Consider the following 17,603-nt stretch of genomic DNA (forward strand, 5'->3'; position numbering starts at 1 on the left):
GGTGCATGGATTCGGAGGCTTGGGGATTTGAGATTAGCAAACGAGAAAATATTCAGAATAGGCAACAATTATGGCGAAATATACCAGAATTTTATCCATAGATGGAGGCGGAATTAGAGGAATTATTCCAGCGCAAATTTTAGTTAGCGTTGAGTCAAAGCTGCAACAAAAAAGTGGCAACCCTGATGCGAGAATAGCTGACTATTTTGATTTAATCGCCGGCACGAGTGCAGGAGGAATTTTAACTTGCATCTATTTGTGTCCCGATGCCGAAAATCCCACCAGACCTCGGTGGGCAGCCCAAGACGCTGTTAATTTTTCGATTGAGAGTGGCCGCGACGTTTTTCAGACTTCATTGTGGCAAAAAGTCAGATCTCTAAATGGTGTGAGAGATGAGAAATATCCCAGCGAGCCCTTAGAAAAATTATTTTGGGAAAATTTTAGAGATTGCAAACTCAGCGAACTGCTAAAACCTTGTTTAATTTCCAGTTACGACATCGAAAGGAGAAAAGCTCACTTTTTCGATCAAATAGATGCTAAAGAATATCCAGCCGAAGACTATTTTATTAGAGATATCGCCAGAGCCACATCGGCAGCTCCCTCTTATTTTGAGGCTTCTAAAATCTATTCTTTTAGCAATGAATGCTACGCTTTAATTGACGGGGGAGTCTTCGCCAACAATCCCGCACTTTGTGCTTATGCAGAAGTTAGAAATAAATTCAGAATTCCTGACAATGACTCCTACCGAGGCCCGAAAGCAAAAGATATGGTAATTTTATCCTTGGGAACCGGAGAAGCTCAGAAAAAATACCCCTACGAAAAAGTAAAAAATTGGGGTCAAATTGAGTGGGTAGAGCCTTTGATTAATATCATGATGACGGGAGTTGCTGAAACTGTAAATTATCAACTAATTCAAATTTATGATGCGGTTGAAAGACCGAATCAATATTTGAGAATTACTCCCGATTTGAGCCACGAACAACCGCTGCCGATTGATGATGCCTCGGAAGAGAAGATATCGGCACTGCTGAGAATTGGCAAGGATCAAGCCGAAAAGAATAATGAACAGTTAGATAAGTTTATCGACTTGTTACTTGCTCCCGTAGTCCTAGGATTTTAGATTTTAGTCATATTGTAGGGTGGGTTGGGCGCGGCGATTAAGTTAAGTCACCAATAAATAAATCTTAAACCGCGCCTAACCCACCAACCGCAGGGCCCAGAGACAAAAAATATATGTTGACAAATCGTGCAATAATTGCTGTAGGATTGCCGAAAATCTCTATTTAGCAGTGCTTCGCCCTGTTTGCAATTAATCGCGAGCCCTCCGTCAGTGGTTAAGAAATACCAAGAAAAGCGCGATCGACATTTAGATGAAACCTTCAATAACAGGTGGTTTCAGCGGTTTTTTTTGACGTTGTTCCTGGGGGGCCAAGTGCTGCTACGCATACTCCAAGGCAAAATTGACCGTCGCAAAATCATGGAACATTTAGTAACAGTAGGCCTGGATTCTTTCCGATCCGTGCTGCTAATAGCCTTTTTTGGCGGCATGATTTTTACATTTCAATCCGCCAGAGAATTGGTTCGCTTTGGGGCGGTTGGGGCGATGGGAGGTGCGTTTGCTGTGGCATTTTGTGGCGAATTAGCACCACTTTTAACGGCGGGCGTGGTGGCGGGACAAGTAGGTTCGGCCTTTGCGGCGGAGATAGGAGAAATGCAGGTGACGGAACAAATAGACGCCCTGTATATGTTAAGAACAAATCCGGTTGATTATTTAGTAGTGCCGAGGGTGATAGCTTGCTGCATCATGCTGCCGATTTTAACAATTTTTGCGGTAGCGGTGGGAATTTTGGGCGGGCTATTTGTAGCGGTTCATTTTTATAATTTGGAACCGTCGGTATTTTTGGAATCGGTGCGGACTTTTTTGGGGCCTGGGGATTTAGTAACTGTGGTGATTAAAAGTTTTATTTTTGGGTTGATAATTGCCCTTGTCGGTTGCGGTTGGGGATTGACGACGGTGGGCGGAGGGAAAGGAGTAGGCCAAGCTGCAACGGCGGCGGTGGTAACTTCTTGGGTGTTGATTTTTGTAGCAGATTTCTTTTTATCGTTGTTGATATTTCACGAGTTGAGGATGCTCAAAGGTTGATAATCTTGGCGATTATAGCAGGATTCAGGAGTCAAGACGCTTAAATATTAAGGGTTTGAACAATCATCAACCCGAATGCCACCAGGATTTCTATAAAATAACATGAAGATTTTTTAAACCGCAGATGAACGCAAATAAACGCCGATAAAATTGCATCAGCGTTCATCCGTGTTCATCCGCTGATATCTGCGGTTTAAAACTCTCAACTTCAGATGGTAGATTGGAGAAGGAGAAAGGAGGGCGATACACTCGAATTGCCTGGATTGGAACTTTCCCATCTGTTTCGGGGACGATTTCGAGGGTGTGTTTGGAGTTGCTCAAATTCTGAGCCAATGTTGTAGAATACTCGCGGCTTGAATCTGTAATTTGTGGAGGAACGTATGAATCAACAAACATTGGTCGCACTTGCCAGGAAATTTCAAAGCCTTTAGGCGTCGGTTTTTTAGACTCTTCATAAGAATTTTTCAGCCACCAGTTTCTCGGTTCAATCACGACGCGGCCAGAGTTTGAGACAAACATTTCGTCGTTTGTACCGCTGCCGTCGTAACCTGTTTTAGAACCTATAACGTCAAATTTAAACTTGCTGGCGTCGCTGTTAATTTCAGTGATTATGGCTTTCCAATCTTCGACGATTAGCGGTTTTTGACTGGATATTTGGATGATTGCTGGCAAACCGACGCCAAGAGTAACGCTAGGTCTGGTGATGCTGTAAAGTTCAGGAAATTCTGAGGGTTTTTTGCCGTCGATCGCAATTCTAGCAGAAATTGCTTTGCCGTTGAAGGTTTTATCGGCGATCGCATCTATTCTATTTCCTTCAAATTCTAAAACCAACTTGCCATCTTGCCATTTAACATCGGTGCCAACTGTATAGGTTTTCACTAAATCCTGCGGCGGTTGAGGAGAATTTGGCTTGTATCGCAGATGCGGTTTTATCAGGGCCGCTAGGAGAAAGTTTCCCCAATCGTTGAGGTGAATGCTGTCGCTCAATAGCTGTTGTGGCTGCAAGCGATTGTCTTTCAAATACCTGCGCCAAGGTTCACGAATTTCGGCTATTTCGCAGCCGTATTTATCGGCCAACTCCGGCAGCCATTTAGTAGAATGAGTGTTGTGCCATTCGTATCTTTTGACTGAATTTGGATCGTCGCTGTTGCCTGTAGGCATCCAGTCAAGATGGTCTGAATGCAAGAGTATTTCGCTAGCAGTGCGGCTGCGGACATTGGCAATTATGGCTTCGTAATCTTCACCGCCTCCGTAGACGTGAAAAATTAGCAAGTCTGGATAAAAAGGATACAAATCGTGTTCGCTGGGACGGATTAAAATCGGGGCGGCAAATCCTCCGATCGCCCGATTTTCCACAATCAAATCTGCATTGGGAAATCGCTGTATTAAATCCTTCACTACATCTTTCCACCAATCTTGTTCTGTGATGGATTGACCGTAGAATAGAATACGCACTTGGCGGCGGTCTGTTGGAGTGCTAGCAGCAAGTAGCCCCATCGTCCTTTGAATCCTTGCTCCAAAACTAGCATTATTTTCAATAGGAGCGGGTGGGGGAAATGGCGTAGAGGCAACTATTTTTTTGATGAGCGGAACTAACAGAAAGCTCAGACACAAAAAAAGCAGCCACAAGTAGCGATAAATCTTGGATTTTCTGCTATTTCTTTGGTGTTTTGCCATTGTTTTATTTTTCCCTGTCCGTTTCACTTTGCTCCAGGCGACTGTGGGATGAATGCTACGTGTCTAATCAGTAGCTGTAGCGTGCTTATGGGCGCACCTCACCAGTAGCTGTAGTGTAGCCTGTATGGAAATATATTACCAAATTGAGCGAGCCAAAAAGTGATATAATGCCTGCTAATTAATTGCACTCCGATCGATCGCACGTCAAATGGATTACAAAACCGCCCGCAGTTTTCTGATCGACCAAGGAACCGCCCTGGAAACCAAGAAAAATCCCGACGCCTTCCTGATGCGTCTCAAACAAGGTCAACCGCCCGTACCCGGACAGGTGACATCGATTTTATTAGCTTTAAAAATATTGTTTGAGAGTCTGCAAGAATCTCCAATGCTCGATCGACAATTGATATCGGCACTGCATTTACTGTCAGTAGAAGGTTTGCAGCAATTTGAAGCTGGACTCCGCAGAGGAGTTTCTTGGCCACCGCTGCTGAAGGAAGACTTAAATCGAATTGCGATCGCCGTCAAGAATATCTTTTCCGGCGTCTGGCAATAATTAGCTCAGCAACCACCGATCCCGATACCCACCGCCAGCCAACTCAATTTTTTTTATACAATTATTTGTAAAATTTTATGTTAATCTTGCTACATTTACCCTCGAATTGTGGCATCTTAATATAAGAATCACTTCAAACAAACAATTGGAGATACTACTCATGAACGCTGAAGAAAAAGCTAGACAACTAATTGCACGAGAAAGGCAGCATAGCGAACACTTGCACGAAGCTATGCTCAATCGTTCCTCCCACGAGCTAGAAACACATGGGGAGGGAATTGCTGAAGAAAAAGCCAGAGAATTAATGGCTCAAGAAAGGCAGCACAGCGAACACCTGCACGACTCTATGTTAAGCCGTTCCTCCCAAGAGGTAGAGGCATCGATCGCACCCGATGACACTGACAAATAAATTTTGTAAACACAAGACTTACGGACACATACCAATAAACCTGGTTTTTATACCATTTTTCATACCATAACAAAGGGCTGTAAAAATGTTTTTGTATAAACAACCAGGTTTCTGAGTCTTGCAATAGTTCAGCACAGCAAAACTCTACTCAAATCGAGGAGGATTTTAGGTGCAATCAAAACAGCCCCTGCTCGGTTGGCCGCCGCTATCACAAGCATCCACGCGCCATATATAGCAATAGAAAATGCCAGGTTCTACTCCTCGCGAAAGCTTTCCAGGGATGCCAAAAGAGCTGGCAGTCCCGCTAGCGCAGCCGACACCAGAGCCTCATCTTTGTAAACTCGAGATAGCCGAATACGGGTACTTTTAGACGCAGAGGTGAAAGAGCCTCGCCGTTGGGAATTTCCGGTTTCAACCCGCCCTAAATTTTGTGTTTCTCGCGTCACGCCAAACATAGCAGTATCCTCGCAGTATCGTCAATTAATCCCTAAATATGCGCCCGTAAATTTTCTCACGGCTTGCTGTATGTTTCTATTATTACTCAGATAGGTAACAGAGATGAAAGCATGAAATAATTATTCACGATAGATAGGGATCAACTTAAACTGCTTAAGGGCTTTTATTAATTTGTTACACGGCGGGTTTGTTTCAGCCGCCCACGACGACTCAGACACCAGCAACCAAAATCACCGATTTCACAGGAGGAATGCGGATCGATGATGCTAACTCTTAGTGCAGCAACAGTGATAAGTCAAATCAAGCCGACTGTCGAAAGCTTGGGCGACGGAGACTACCGCTACCGAGACTCCTTTGCGCTCGATCGACCTTTTCGAGAAATTCAATTTCGCAAACAAGACAGATACATCACCGGCAGCGATTCCGACAAACGCACGGGCAAAAGTTACTGCTTCCGGGGCATCCCCCAGCACAACAACATTATTAACATCACGGTAGCGATCGAAATTTCCCCAAAAACAGCACAGAAAACCGAGTGGAAATTAGCACCGGGAAACCCCATTAATTTCGACAGGCTTTATCCCCTGCAAGCATGGCCGGGATTAGAATTGTACAAATGTTTGACAGCATTTTTACCAAAATTGAAGTAATTATATCAAATATGGTGGATTGCACCGGATATCTCTAGGACACGGCTTGGCCCATAGGTGTCAACTTAAGCTTTTAGTCCATCAATATTCCCGCCTACCCGTCAGTCCGCCAGGGGTTGAAACCCCTGTCTAATACCTAAAGTCCTCGCTATGAGGACTAATGAGTTTAAAAAATTTTATTCTCAGTCCTCATAGCGAGGACTTTAGCTTTGAGGCAGGGAATTCATTCCCTGTCGGACTGTCGGACAGTCGGACTGTTTAACGTTAAGTTGACACCAATGGAGACTGCCGTGTCCCTACCCTTCTTTGTGTTAATTTAACCTAAGAACCAGCATTTTCCAATTCTTCCCGCAGCATTTCCCGGTAGACTTTCGGCAAACGAGAACTCATAGAATTGGTTTCAATTCCATATCCCAAACTCGTCCAAGTTCCCGAAAGCATCCGCAACACGTCAGTTAATCTTTCCTGTCGCAACATCTCAGAAATATCAGCTTTCCAAAACTTGCGATCGCTCAACCAAGCATAAACCACAGCATCCTGATCTTCTGGTTCAAAACTGTAATCTTCCCAGAATAAAAAATTAGCACGACGCGCCTGATAGCGCTTAGCCTTCTCCTTCCAAGTCGTAGTCAGAAATTGATACCTGCCCGCAGCGGTAGTACACCTGCCTCGATTCGGGCCATTAACAATCTTCACGCACCAGTCAGGATGGCGGCTCAAATCTAATATGTATTTGCCACCGTAAACAACGTGATAAGGGCGAGCAACATTCGACTCGCTAGCAGAAATAGTACGCATCAGCGCCCGAATATAAGGATCGCCCGTTTTAATAGCCAGCGGCGGGAATTTTCCCCGCCCGCTTACCGACTGCGACAACTGCTGATTTCCCCGCAAACTGTCAACCAAAAAAACACCGCCGCCAATCACAGCGCCGATTAAAAGTATAAATCCGAGGATTTGAATCTCTGCTCGCCTCAGCAAACCTCTTTTGCGACGGCTCAATTTCTCAGCTTCTAGCCAACTCATTTCCATTTCCGAAATTTCCGCCAATTTTCGAGCCGCCCGCATCCGGCGCACCCGAAAATCGTATTGATATAGCGGCGCGGCTACCAGCGTTAGACTCGATAAAACCCCCGCCAATTTAATCATCCAGAAATCTAATTCACCGGCTATGGCAACATTTGTCAGAGTAGATATTCCTGTTAGTAATTGAGCCGGATCGATCGATCGCGCGGGCCAATAAAAAATCGCAAGTTGCACCAACAGCGACAGATTAAAGGCAAAAAAAATCACTACAACAGCATTCAAGCCTTCTCGCAAGTGCGATCGAATACCCGTATGCCGACGCTTGAACTTGCGCGCAACGCGAAAGCGCCCCGGCAGCATAATTAGTAAGGGATTTAAGATTTTGACTGCTAAAAAGTGACAAACAAAGAACACAGGCAACTGAATCAGCCAAGCCGCCAGCAGTAGACTCAGAAAGCCGATATTGTCGCTGACAAAAGGAATGCCCCTGCGAAGGACAAAACTAAAACTCTGAGCGAGAGCAAATGCCCTTAACCACGAAATCGGATAGGGGAACCAAGCTGGCCACTTGAGAGTTTTCATGCTGGGAGAACGAAAGTTTAAGGGCGAATGGTAAAACTATTAAGATTTTGCCAGATTTGGCGATCGGAAAACTGGCAATTCCCCTGCGGTTTGTACTGATGGGACTTGCGCGCTGATGCCCAGAAACCGGGTTTTTTAACCAAAAACTTGCCTAAAACCCTCAATCTCGGTAAAAAAACCCGGTTTCTTTGTTCGCTACCTGGGCCTAAAGAAACCGGGTTTTTTACCTTTGTGCTGGCTGCAACGGGTATTTTCGTGAAAAAACCCGGTTTCTGGGCACCCGTGCGTCCTAATTCAATCAAATCACACTGGCAAACAACTCCTCAAAACTCTTTTGCGGAGCCTCCGACTTCGCCACAATTTCCACAACCTTGTTGCGAGAAGTCGGCTGAAACAGCGCCTCCACGCACACTTGGGCTACCTTGGTGCGGGGAATGCTGCTCTCAAACATTTTGTCCGCACCAGTCATGACGATCGCATCTGAATTATCCTCATTTTTGAGGCCGCCCGGACGGACGATCGTATAAGTTAGGCCGCTTTTTTGCAAATACTCCTCGGCTTGTTTTTTCCAAACCAAAATCAGCCAGAACAAATTCAGCGGGTGAAAAAACTGAGAGACGCACAGAGAAGTCACCAGCACAAAATGCTCAATTCCCTTAGCCTTAGCTGCATCCACCAAATTTTTAGTACCTTCAAAATCCACCTTGTAAGGCGCTGTCGGGTCAAAACCAGGGGCCGCCCCTGTCGCACACAGCAATACCGTACTATCGCCGATGGCATCGCCTAGGGAAGTTGCATTTAATACATCCCCAGTCACTAACTCAGCCTCCGGTGGTAAAATTTGCCTCGCTGTGTCTAGATTTCGGACTAAGGCGCGCACGGGAATACCTCGCTTGACCAATTCTGCGACGATGCGGCGGCCAGTCTGACCTGTGGCTCCTGCTACAAATGCTTTCATATGTCGAGTTATGCTGAACTAGGGTAAGTTTTGTTGCTATCAATTTCTCAATTGTAGGGAGGAAACTCCCTTAACACATCCCCAACCCGACCGGTGCGTATTACAGGAGAGTATAGAATGAAGCAAGATTCCGCTGAATATCAAACTTTTGAAGCTTCTGACGAAAATTACTACCCAGATGCGAGTTTCCGACAGCCCGAAAGTGGAAGCGCGGATGCACCAGAGGAAGTTGAGCCGATTTGGTTTCACACGCATTTTGAAGACAGCATGGAGATGTACGCCGATGCGGAGACGGTGGCGAAGCATTTGAACAACCACAAGAGTTGGTTTTGCCAGTGCGCTTCGCCGATGAAGGCCCAGCCGATCGGCGAAAACGGCTATGATTTATTAATCGGGCGTTTTGGGGCTTTCGGCTACCGTGTTGAAGCGAGAATTGGTTTAGAGTTGCTGCCGCCGGATGCTGAAGGCTGCTATTTGATTAAGACTATTCCGGTTCCGAATTATACCTCGCCTGGGTATGAAGTGGATTTTCGATCGGCAATGAAGCTAGGGGAGATACCGTCTCAGGAGTTTGCCGCCGATTGGCCGAGCTCGGAACGTGCTAAGCTGCCGCCTGTGATTACCATTACTAGCTGGAAGCTGGATTTGGCTGTGGGAGTTTGCTTTCCCAAGTTTATTCGATCGATGTCTCAACCTTTAATAGAAAAAACCGGCGATGCGCTTTTGGAAAAAATCATCAAACAAGTTAACCGGCGCTTGACTTATAAAACTCAGGTTGTTTTTCACGAAAGTTTGGGCATTCCTTTTCCGAAAAATCCTAAGAAATATTAAGCATACTTACGCTTTAACCTGTACAGCATTTAAATTGTATGTTAAGTGTGGGATCTCCTGCCCAACCCCTACTCCCCACAAGAGTAAAGATTTATTTGACTCTGCAATTTAAATGCGGATTAGCTTAACTCGCATTTGTAGGGTGTGCACTGCACACCTTACTCATAAGTGCGATCGTCATAACTCATACCCTCGTAGATTTTCGACTTCGGCGTGAGCGCTCAGTCGCACAATTTTAGATTAAATTATGGGGAATAACTGATTGTGTATGGGTTGGGATCGCGAGCCTAAAGTTGCTTTTTTGAAACTGATATCACTTTCTCCGGGTGCTTAGAGCGAGCCTTATGCCTAGGTTTTTGAATCCAACACTTGCTTTACCAGTTAATCCAAATCATCAAGTTATTGCTAATAAAATTTAAGGGTAAAGTCATGATTGCATTTTGACATATAGCAATTCTTGCAAAAGTCGTATTTTTTTTACCCCACGCCAACCCTCCCCGAACGCGCTGGGAGTCCGTAAGAAATTCACAAATGATGCGAGGATTGCTAGATGCTGATTTCTTATCAGTGGAATTAGTTTTTATTATTATGGGTCAATTTAGCACAGGGTTGGACACAATAGTTTCAAGTCAGATGCCCTCAATTTCGACAGTATTGTTATTAAAAGATTCTGCTTCTGTCATTATGCTTTCCCTCCTTATTGCCTCATGATTAAGCAATGTAGGCGACGCAGTTCAAAGCGGGATCCGATCGCCCTCGTAAACTAGCAAGTGTCTCAGATCACAAGGCAGATCGATCGCCCTCACTGCCAAAAAACGTAAAGTTATGTCAGATTAAGTAAGGGGTTATACAATAACTCTTGCCATATCCCTAGAAAGTTATGACAACGAAACTAAGAGCTACACACACAGAGAAAATGGAGAGAGACTTGCACCAGTTGAGGGCAGACCAAGAACTGATTCTCAATCAAGTAGACAATGCGATCGCTCTGTTCGACTCGTCTGATTGCTTAGTTTTGTTTAACAAAAAATTGGCGGGAATCTGGGAACTGTCCCCAGAATGGCTGGAAACAAAGCCGAAGTGCCACTTGCTGTTTGCGGAAATTGTCGATCGGGGTTACTTGTCCCTTCAGCAGTGGCAAGAGTTTCAGCAAGCACTCGAAAAATCTCAGGATGAAAGTTTATCATTTTATTTCGAGCAATCCAATGCGGTTTGTTTGGAGGTGTGCGCCACGATTACCAACAGCGGCGGACGGCTATTTACCTTTCGAGACGTTACGGTATACCGAAACTCCCAAGCTAGCTTGAACGCAGAAGTCAGGCGGCTTAGCTTTCTTTTAGGTTTAACTGAACGCCTGCAAAAGTCTGACAGTTTGCAAGAAATAGGTCAGTTTGCCCTCACCTATTTAGTAGAGGCAATGAATGCAGCTTTCGGAGATGTCAAGGTGATTAACGGCAAGGGAAACGATCGGCAAGCGTCGGGGATTTGCAACCAAGTTTCTAGTCAATTTTTGGCTACTTACGGGGAACCAGTAGTCGCAGGAATGCAAGAATTGCTCGACCAAGGCATTCCCTACGGCATCGGTTTACTGTGGGAAGTGGTGAAAACTGGTAAACCTGTGTTTGTCGAGGATTATGCCCAACATCCCAATGCCGTGCCGGAATTTCGGCATCCGGGAATCGGACAACTGGGTATTTTTCCGATCGCAGCTACCAACGGCACAATCATCGGAGTGCTGACGCTGGAGTCCCGCAACATCAAAAAACTGCAAGCCGCCGTCCACCAAGACGTACTCGAAGCTGCTTGCCGGACTCTGGGGGCGGCGATCGAGCGGGCTCAGACACAAGAGAACTTGCGCCAAGTTAATGAAGAATTAGAGTATTCTTCTCAGTTGAAATCCGAGTTTTTAGCCTCAATGTCCCACGAATTGCGGACGCCTCTCAACAGCATTCTCGGCTTTTCTGACTTGCTGCTGCGGCAAACGGCCGGACAGTTGAGCGATCGACAAATCAACTATGTAGAACTGATCGAAAAAAGCGGTCAGCACTTGTTGCAGCTAATCAACGATATTCTCGATCTTTCTAAAATTGAAGCCGGGAAAGTAGAACTCAACTTACAGCCTGTTCGCGTTCAAGAACTGGCGACAGACTGTATGAAAATGATGCAGCCACGGGCAGACAAAAAGCGGATCGGTTTGTCTTTAGAACTCGACAACCGTATTACTAAAGTTTGGCTCGACGAACGGCGAGTGCGACAAATTGTGATTAATTTACTTTCCAATGCCATCAAATTTACCCCCGAACAGGGACAAGTTAAACTCAGCGGGCGTCTGGCCTACGGCAGTGAAATAGACGGCGACTACCGACCGGATTGTTCTCCTATAAATGCCAGCACTCCTTATTTTTGTTTTGAGGTAAAAGACTCCGGCATCGGCATTCCTCAAGACCGCTGGCACTTGCTATTTCGACCTTTTCAACAGGTGGATTCTTCCCTGACTCGGAGGCACGAAGGTACAGGTTTGGGTTTGGCTTTGACTAAGCGTTTGGCAGAATTGCACGGGGGAACTGTTTCTTTTCAATCTGTTTGCGATCGGGGAAGTCTTTTCCGCGTTTGGCTGCCGTTGACGGAGATGCGTCAACAGTTGGGAAACTTTGCTTCTTGTGCTTTGGATACCAAGTTAGTTCCTGCTTCTGCGATCGCTTTACCAATTGCCAGCAAGCGAATTTTGGTTGTTGAAGACCAGCTTTTTAACCAAATGTTAATTTCTGAGGTGATGGAATTGGAGGGGTACGGGGTAGAGATACTCGCGGATGGGAAGGCGATGGCCGATCGTATTCTCGCAGCCTCTGCAGCCCCGGAGTTGCTGCCGGATTTGATTTTGATGGACATTCAGTTGCCGGATGTTGACGGCTTTGAGTTGATGCGCCGAGTTAAAGCAGATCCTGTCTGGGATTCGGTACCGATGATTGCGGTGACGGCGATGGCTATGCCCGGTGACAGTGAGCGATGTTTGGAAGCTGGCGCTTCTGCTTATTTGAGCAAGCCGCTGGATTTGAATTTGACGATCGCTACTGTCCGTTCTTTTCTCACTTAAACAGCATTTATACAAAGCTTGTCAAAGTAACTCTTAGCTGGCGCGGGATGAGAAAAGCTTGTCCATCAAAGTGCCAATAAAAATTTGCTTAAAATGATTTAGACGCGCTATATAATAGATGATGACGCGATTCAGACATCTAGAAAATATCATAATGATAGCTAAATGCACGTTATCAGTCGGAAAAAATTAAGAGACTACTGCCAAAGTCACGCTGATTCCTGCGAAGCGCTCGATGACTGGTATAAAATTGCCAGTAAAGCAGCCTGGACTAATCTTGTTGAAGTTCAAGCTGTTTATCTCAAAGCTGAAGCAGTTGGAAATTTTACAGTTTTTAATATCAAAGGAAATAAATATCGCTTAATCGCGAGTATTAACTATGAGAAGCAAATTATTTATATAAAATACGTTTTCACTCATGCCGAGTATGATAAGGAAACCTGGAAAAATGACTGTTACTTTTGATCTAAAAATTTACAGTAGCTTGCTCTCTCAATATCAGCCTCGAATTATCAAAACTGAAGAGGAAAACGAGATATTTTTGGAGATTGTTGAAGGATTACTCTCTCGTCCAAATCTGACTCCAGAAGAAGATGCGCTGTTGGAACTGCTGGTAAAACTGATTGAGGATTTTGAAGAGCGGCACTATCAACTTAATACATCAACGCCAAAGTCAAGGCTGCTGCATTTGATGGATGCTCGGAGTCTAGAAGCAGAGGATTTAGTAGAAATTATGGGTTCGAGTGAGGCGGTAGTTGAGGTAATTAACGATCGGCTAGAAATCAGCAAGAAACAAGCTGAGGCTTTGGGGAGGTTTTTTCACGTCGATCCGGGGTTGTTTTTGTTCAATTGAGCGATCGCACTCTGTAATGTCTCGGAGGGCGATCGCATCCAAGTGGATTGATTTGATGAGGGTGGGGGCGATCGCACCCCTCCTATAAAAATGAACAAGCGATCGCACTCACTCATCAAAAGAATCATCCCCAAGCAATTCCAACAACTCATCCCAAGAACAACCAAAAGTTTCCTTAATGCGACTAACTGGGTCTATTTCTATTTTTGCCATTGGCTGCATAGCATAACGGCGAACGGTATTGTATGGGACGCCTGAACGCCTGCTTAGTTCGCTCAGGCTCCAGTTCCGCTCCTCGCTAAGCTCTTTTACTTTGATTTTTACTCTGTACATACTCATTAGCTTATGAGTATTTCAGTGTCAGAACTATAACTTTCGCATATACATATTAATAATTACATATTGACATATACACGCTAGCGTCATAATATGAGTAATAAATCAAAAGCCAGCGCCTCTACCTACCAAGTGTCCGCGCTGGCTCTGGCTCCCTTATGCAATGGAGACAAAACCATTATGACTTACAAAGAGTGCCTCAAGCCTTGGGCGGTTGCCCGTTTACTTCCCAATTTGCAATGGGCGATTGTCGGGCGATACCGCAATCGATCGGACGCTGACGGACATCTTCAGTTGTGTCGCCAGCGAGTCCCCAATATCCGATTAAAAGTTGTGTTTGCTTTGCCCGATCGCACTGATTTGACACCTCATGGCCGATAACCGATCGTAGGAATCGGTTTTTTAGACAGAACTTACGCCAGGGCCGACAAAGAAACCGGGTTTTTTACCTAATCTGCGGACTACAGCAGAGGATTTTCGTAAAAAAACCCGGTTTCTGGCCACCCGTGCGTCCAAGACTATTAGGGAAAAAGAAAACAGCCCCACGTGAGGCTGTCTTCGATCGCACTATTGTATTTGCCACTGCTGGGCCTCCGACTTTTCCAACTGCCACTAATGCTGGGTTCACTGCCACAGAGGTGTAATTTATTACATTTCATGATGCGAAACGCTAAACTCAATAGTAGATAAATTTTAGATTGAATGTAAAATCAACTTATATTAACCTAACTCAACTATTTCGGCGATCGATCGGGGACATCTCTTTTCAGAAACGAGGGGAAAGACTAAAGAACACAACACAATCAGTTCTGGACGCTATTAGACTAAAGAAACCGGGTTTTTTACCCCGATTAAAAGTCTGTATGCAGTATTTTCGGAAAAAATCCGATTTCTAGGCGATCGTGCGTCAATCCTAGCTAAATACCTAAATCCTTTGTCCTTGCCGATCGGTGGCCAAACTTTACCTATCATATTCCATGTCAAACAAGTCGCCCTGCATCATGTTGGTTGATGACGAGCCAGCTAATCTTATTTTACTGGAAGAGTTATTGCACCTAAAAGGATACGCTACAGTATCAGCGCTATCTGGCCATGAAGCGCTCTCGCTTGCCCGCGCCTCTCGACCCGATTTAATTTTACTAGATATTATGATGCCGGAGATGGACGGTTTTGATGTGTGCGATATCCTACGGAAGGATACGGAATTGCAAACTGTACCGGTGATTTTTTTAACTGCCCTCGATGACGATATATCTCGCATCAAAGGGTTAGAAATGATGGCAGATGATTATTTGACAAAGCCTTTTAACAGTCGCTTGTTGCTGGCGAAAGTGGAAAATATTTTGCAGTTGAGTCAAATGCGATCGCAAGCAGTATCTTCCCAATTCCACCAGCAGGTAAAAGAGCAAAGCAAACGCCAAATCGCCGCAGCTTGGGAAGCCAACGAATATCTGTCAGAAAAATTTCAGCTATTTGTGCCAGAGCAACTTCTCGAACGAATTGCGCCGCAAGGAATAGAATCTATTCAGTTGGGCAATGCCACAGAAGAAGAGCTGACTGTTTTATTTTGCGACATTCGCGGGTTTACTGCGATCGCCGAATCTCAACAAGCTCGAAAGACTTTTGAATGGTTGAACGCTTTTTTTACTAAAATGAACGAGTGCATAACGTCTCACGGCGGGTTTATTGACAAATACCTAGGCGATGCAATCATGGCAGTATTTGACCAGCCCAATTCTCACGCCATGAATGCGATCGAAGCCGCAGTAGCAATGCAAGAAACCTTGCAAGAATTTAATGCCAGTCGCCACCAATACAATTTAGAATCTCCCGTCAATATTGGTACGGGAATTAACACAGGTATCGGCATGATCGGCACTTTAGGTTCCGATCGCCGCATGGACTCTACAGTCATCGGCGATGTGGTAAATACAGCTTCTCGGTTAGAAAATTTAACTAAAATATACGGCTGCCAAATTATTGTTAGCGAAAATGCCATTGTTCATGCGAGAGAATTTCTAAATGGCATAAGTTCCAACTCCCACTCAAAAGAAAGTCTATTATTAAAGTGCGACTTAGAAATGGAAACACAGGAGAGTATTATTTCTACTTCTGGGGCGACTGCTGCTGACAGCCATTTGCCCAGCAACAATTATTACTATCGCTGGATCGATCGAGTAACGCCGCGCGGCAAACAGCAAGCTATTGAAATCTACGAAATCTGGGCAGCCTCTTGTCCCGACTCTGAGGCAAAGCAGCTTACCCAGGGTTTATTTGACAAAGGAATTCAAGGATGGCAATCCGAAAGATTTGTCGCAGCCTTGGGATATTTTCAGCAACTAATCGAACAAAACCCTGCTGATACAGTCGTCAGTTTTTATATCAATCGCTGCCAGGAAAAACTAGGTTTTATACCTGTAAGTAAGCGCTCAGAAATCAACTAAATAGAACCAGTTCGTACTGAGGATTTCAGTCCTATTTCTTACGGCAAATACTAGCTCATAAAGATTTAACTTTTAGGGCGGGCGAGAAGCCCAACCCATACTTCCCACAAGAGTTTAGAACTCTGGAAAAAGTCGCTAACTATCGTGAATTAAATAACTTACAAATTTAATTGTTATTGTGGGATGGGCTCTTATAGCCCATCCAAAAAGGACGGGCTATAAGAGCCCATCCCACTTTCAAGAGTGGAAGTTATTTAATTCTCATTCCTAACTATCGTGAATTGTATCTGCGTTGCGTCTGTGATTTCCCTATTACTGAAAGATTTATGCCATAAGTCTACTCTAATTTTAGACCATCAAACAGCGGTCAAAACTTGCTCTCTCAACTTTCCGATCAACTCATTCACCCCCCCCGTATTCAAACGGTAACTCAGAGGATGACCGATTAAATAAGCCGAACTTTCAAACAAAACATCAATTTCCACCAAACCATTTTCTCGCAAAGTTTTGCCAGTCGAAACCAAATCCACAATTGCCTCCGACATACCCGTAATCGGCCCCAATTCCACAGAACCGTAAAGCGGCACAATTTCCACCGGCAAATTCAAATTGTGAAAATATTCCCTCGCACAGTGTACGAACTTAGAAGCAACTCTACCGTGAGGAGGCAAATCCACAGTTCGTCGATAAGAACTAGATTCCTTCACCGCCACAGACAGCCGACACTTGCCAAAATTTAAATCAATTAAATTGGCAACTTTCGGCTTTTTTTCCCGCAAAACATCATAGCCAGCAATCCCCAAATCCGCTTGACCGTATTCCACATAAACAGGTACGTCGTGCGTCCTTACTAGCAAAGCTTTGGCAGTGCCCGTCGGGTCATAAATTTGAAGTTGTCGGTTCGAGGAATCGAGAAAAGCACTGAAGTCTAATCCAACCGATTTAAACAGCCGAATGCTATCTCCTAACAGTCCGCCTTTGGGAAGTGCAACAGTAATCATGTCAATTTTTAGAGGGTAAATTTCTTAATTTGGGAAGGGGGCGATCGCGGTCTAAGCAGAAACAGCTTTTACCAAACTCAGAATAACACATAGAGTTCATAGCAAAAAATAAATTTCGGGTATTGCTCGATCCTTGATTTGAGGATATATTATATTTAGTAATTTTTTATTTAGTCACTTTTTTCAATGGCGGTCGGTATGGAAAATAATCAAGAATTTGAAGAAAATTTTCACAGTGTAGACCAGGATTCCCTGAAAAAGATTACAGTAGATGAAATCCTCTCAGGCGGTGGTGTAGAGAGGGAGGAAATGGACTATACAGTAGCTGTACCTAGCGCTAACCAGGCAAGGGTTCCCAGGGACAGAGGCTTCTCCTCTCATGTGAAATCAAGCGTTTTCGATCGCGCCCCCCGATCGAAGTTTGCAGAAAAACGCGGAACGCTGGGAGGCTGTTAATTTGACAACTCTGGGCCCTAGAAGGGCAGAGATTCTTGTATCATTCAGTCCACTTAGGATCGCGAATTAAATAACTTACAATTTTCATTGTTATTGTGGGATGGGCGTCCCGCCCGTCCGTTTTGGACGGGCGG

General features: G+C 44.8%; 17 protein-coding genes. 12 read left to right on the forward strand and 5 right to left on the reverse strand.

The features are described from left to right. Positions 1-70: 70 nt before the first annotated feature. Together QUB51_RS06515 and QUB51_RS06520 are read left to right on the forward strand one after the other, a co-directional pair. The gene (locus QUB51_RS06515; RefSeq protein WP_333053100.1) at positions 71-1,120 is read left to right on the forward strand and encodes a patatin-like phospholipase family protein; all 1,050 of its coding nucleotides are present in this window, start codon (positions 71-73) and stop codon (positions 1,118-1,120) included. 210 nt (positions 1,121-1,330) lie between these two features. Then, positions 1,331-2,143 (forward strand): MlaE family lipid ABC transporter permease subunit, encoded by an 813-nt coding sequence (locus tag QUB51_RS06520; protein WP_333053101.1) that lies wholly within the window; start codon positions 1,331-1,333, stop codon positions 2,141-2,143. A 162-nt stretch (positions 2,144-2,305) separates the two neighbouring features. On the opposite strand, the gene QUB51_RS06525 is transcribed toward QUB51_RS06520, so the two are convergent. Beyond that, positions 2,306-3,820 carry an SGNH/GDSL hydrolase family protein gene (locus QUB51_RS06525; RefSeq protein WP_333260165.1) on the reverse strand — a complete coding sequence of 505 codons (1,515 nt, stop codon included), beginning with the start codon at positions 3,818-3,820 and terminating at the stop codon, positions 2,306-2,308. Positions 3,821-4,028: 208 nt separating this feature from the next. Between QUB51_RS06525 and QUB51_RS06530 the strand changes: the two genes are divergently transcribed. The 3 genes from QUB51_RS06530 (at position 4,029) to QUB51_RS06540 (ending at position 5,888) form a co-directional block, all read left to right on the forward strand. Continuing rightward, positions 4,029-4,373: a Dethiobiotin synthetase gene (locus QUB51_RS06530; protein ID WP_333170930.1), complete on the forward strand. Its 345-nt coding sequence runs from the start codon at positions 4,029-4,031 to the stop codon at positions 4,371-4,373. A gap of 160 nt (positions 4,374-4,533) precedes the next feature. Continuing rightward, positions 4,534-4,782, forward strand: a complete 249-nt coding sequence (locus QUB51_RS06535) for a hypothetical protein (RefSeq protein ID WP_333053105.1) — start codon at positions 4,534-4,536, stop codon at positions 4,780-4,782. 716 nt (positions 4,783-5,498) lie between these two features. After that, positions 5,499-5,888 (forward strand): hypothetical protein, encoded by a 390-nt coding sequence (locus QUB51_RS06540; protein ID WP_333260168.1) that lies wholly within the window; start codon positions 5,499-5,501, stop codon positions 5,886-5,888. Between the two features lie 321 nt (positions 5,889-6,209). Here QUB51_RS06540 and QUB51_RS06545 read toward each other — a convergent pair whose 3' ends face one another. Together QUB51_RS06545 and QUB51_RS06550 are read right to left on the reverse strand one after the other, a co-directional pair. Beyond that, entirely contained in the window at positions 6,210-7,496 is a 1,287-nt protein-coding gene (locus QUB51_RS06545) for a glycoside hydrolase family protein (RefSeq protein WP_333053109.1), read from the reverse strand. A 298-nt stretch (positions 7,497-7,794) separates the two neighbouring features. Next, a complete protein-coding gene (locus tag QUB51_RS06550; RefSeq protein ID WP_333053110.1) occupies positions 7,795-8,454 on the reverse strand; it encodes an NAD(P)H-binding protein in 660 nt (219 codons plus the stop codon). Positions 8,455-8,571: 117 nt separating this feature from the next. Between QUB51_RS06550 and QUB51_RS06555 the strand changes: the two genes are divergently transcribed. The 4 genes from QUB51_RS06555 to QUB51_RS06570 all read left to right on the forward strand — a co-directional run bounded on the left by QUB51_RS06555 (position 8,572) and on the right by QUB51_RS06570 (position 13,232). Further along, positions 8,572-9,285, forward strand: coding sequence for a DUF1997 domain-containing protein (locus tag QUB51_RS06555; RefSeq protein ID WP_333053111.1), 714 nt, complete (start codon positions 8,572-8,574; stop codon positions 9,283-9,285). A gap of 880 nt (positions 9,286-10,165) precedes the next feature. Beyond that, positions 10,166-12,379 carry an ATP-binding protein gene (locus tag QUB51_RS06560; protein WP_333260172.1) on the forward strand — a complete coding sequence of 738 codons (2,214 nt, stop codon included), beginning with the start codon at positions 10,166-10,168 and terminating at the stop codon, positions 12,377-12,379. Positions 12,380-12,544: 165 nt separating this feature from the next. Beyond that, on the forward strand, positions 12,545-12,844 hold the full coding sequence (locus tag QUB51_RS06565) for a type II toxin-antitoxin system HigB family toxin (protein ID WP_333260176.1): 300 nt from the start codon (positions 12,545-12,547) through the stop codon (positions 12,842-12,844). Further along, positions 12,828-13,232, forward strand: coding sequence for a transcriptional regulator (locus tag QUB51_RS06570; RefSeq protein ID WP_333260178.1), 405 nt, complete (start codon positions 12,828-12,830; stop codon positions 13,230-13,232). The genes QUB51_RS06565 and QUB51_RS06570 overlap by 17 nt, the downstream gene beginning before the upstream one ends. 108 nt (positions 13,233-13,340) lie before the next feature. Here QUB51_RS06570 and QUB51_RS06575 read toward each other — a convergent pair whose 3' ends face one another. Further along, the gene (locus tag QUB51_RS06575; RefSeq protein WP_333053116.1) at positions 13,341-13,565 is read right to left on the reverse strand and encodes a helix-turn-helix transcriptional regulator; all 225 of its coding nucleotides are present in this window, start codon (positions 13,563-13,565) and stop codon (positions 13,341-13,343) included. 96 nt (positions 13,566-13,661) lie between these two features. Here QUB51_RS06575 and QUB51_RS06580 point away from each other — a divergent pair, with 96 nt between their 5' ends. Together QUB51_RS06580 and QUB51_RS06585 are read left to right on the forward strand one after the other, a co-directional pair. Beyond that, positions 13,662-13,949 carry a hypothetical protein gene (locus tag QUB51_RS06580; RefSeq protein ID WP_333260181.1) on the forward strand — a complete coding sequence of 96 codons (288 nt, stop codon included), beginning with the start codon at positions 13,662-13,664 and terminating at the stop codon, positions 13,947-13,949. Positions 13,950-14,545: 596 nt separating this feature from the next. After that, positions 14,546-16,012: a response regulator gene (locus QUB51_RS06585; RefSeq protein ID WP_333053119.1), complete on the forward strand. Its 1,467-nt coding sequence runs from the start codon at positions 14,546-14,548 to the stop codon at positions 16,010-16,012. A gap of 356 nt (positions 16,013-16,368) precedes the next feature. On the opposite strand, the gene hisG is transcribed toward QUB51_RS06585, so the two are convergent. Then, positions 16,369-17,013: an ATP phosphoribosyltransferase gene (gene hisG, locus QUB51_RS06590; RefSeq protein ID WP_333260184.1), complete on the reverse strand. Its 645-nt coding sequence runs from the start codon at positions 17,011-17,013 to the stop codon at positions 16,369-16,371. Positions 17,014-17,211: 198 nt separating this feature from the next. On the opposite strand from hisG, the gene QUB51_RS06595 reads away from it, so the two are divergent. Beyond that, positions 17,212-17,469 carry a hypothetical protein gene (locus tag QUB51_RS06595; protein WP_333053123.1) on the forward strand — a complete coding sequence of 86 codons (258 nt, stop codon included), beginning with the start codon at positions 17,212-17,214 and terminating at the stop codon, positions 17,467-17,469. Positions 17,470-17,603 lie beyond the last annotated feature (134 nt).

Source organism: Microcoleus sp. AT8-A3, assembly GCF_036705675.1.
In the GTDB taxonomy this organism is placed as follows: domain Bacteria; phylum Cyanobacteriota; class Cyanobacteriia; order Cyanobacteriales; family Microcoleaceae; genus Microcoleus.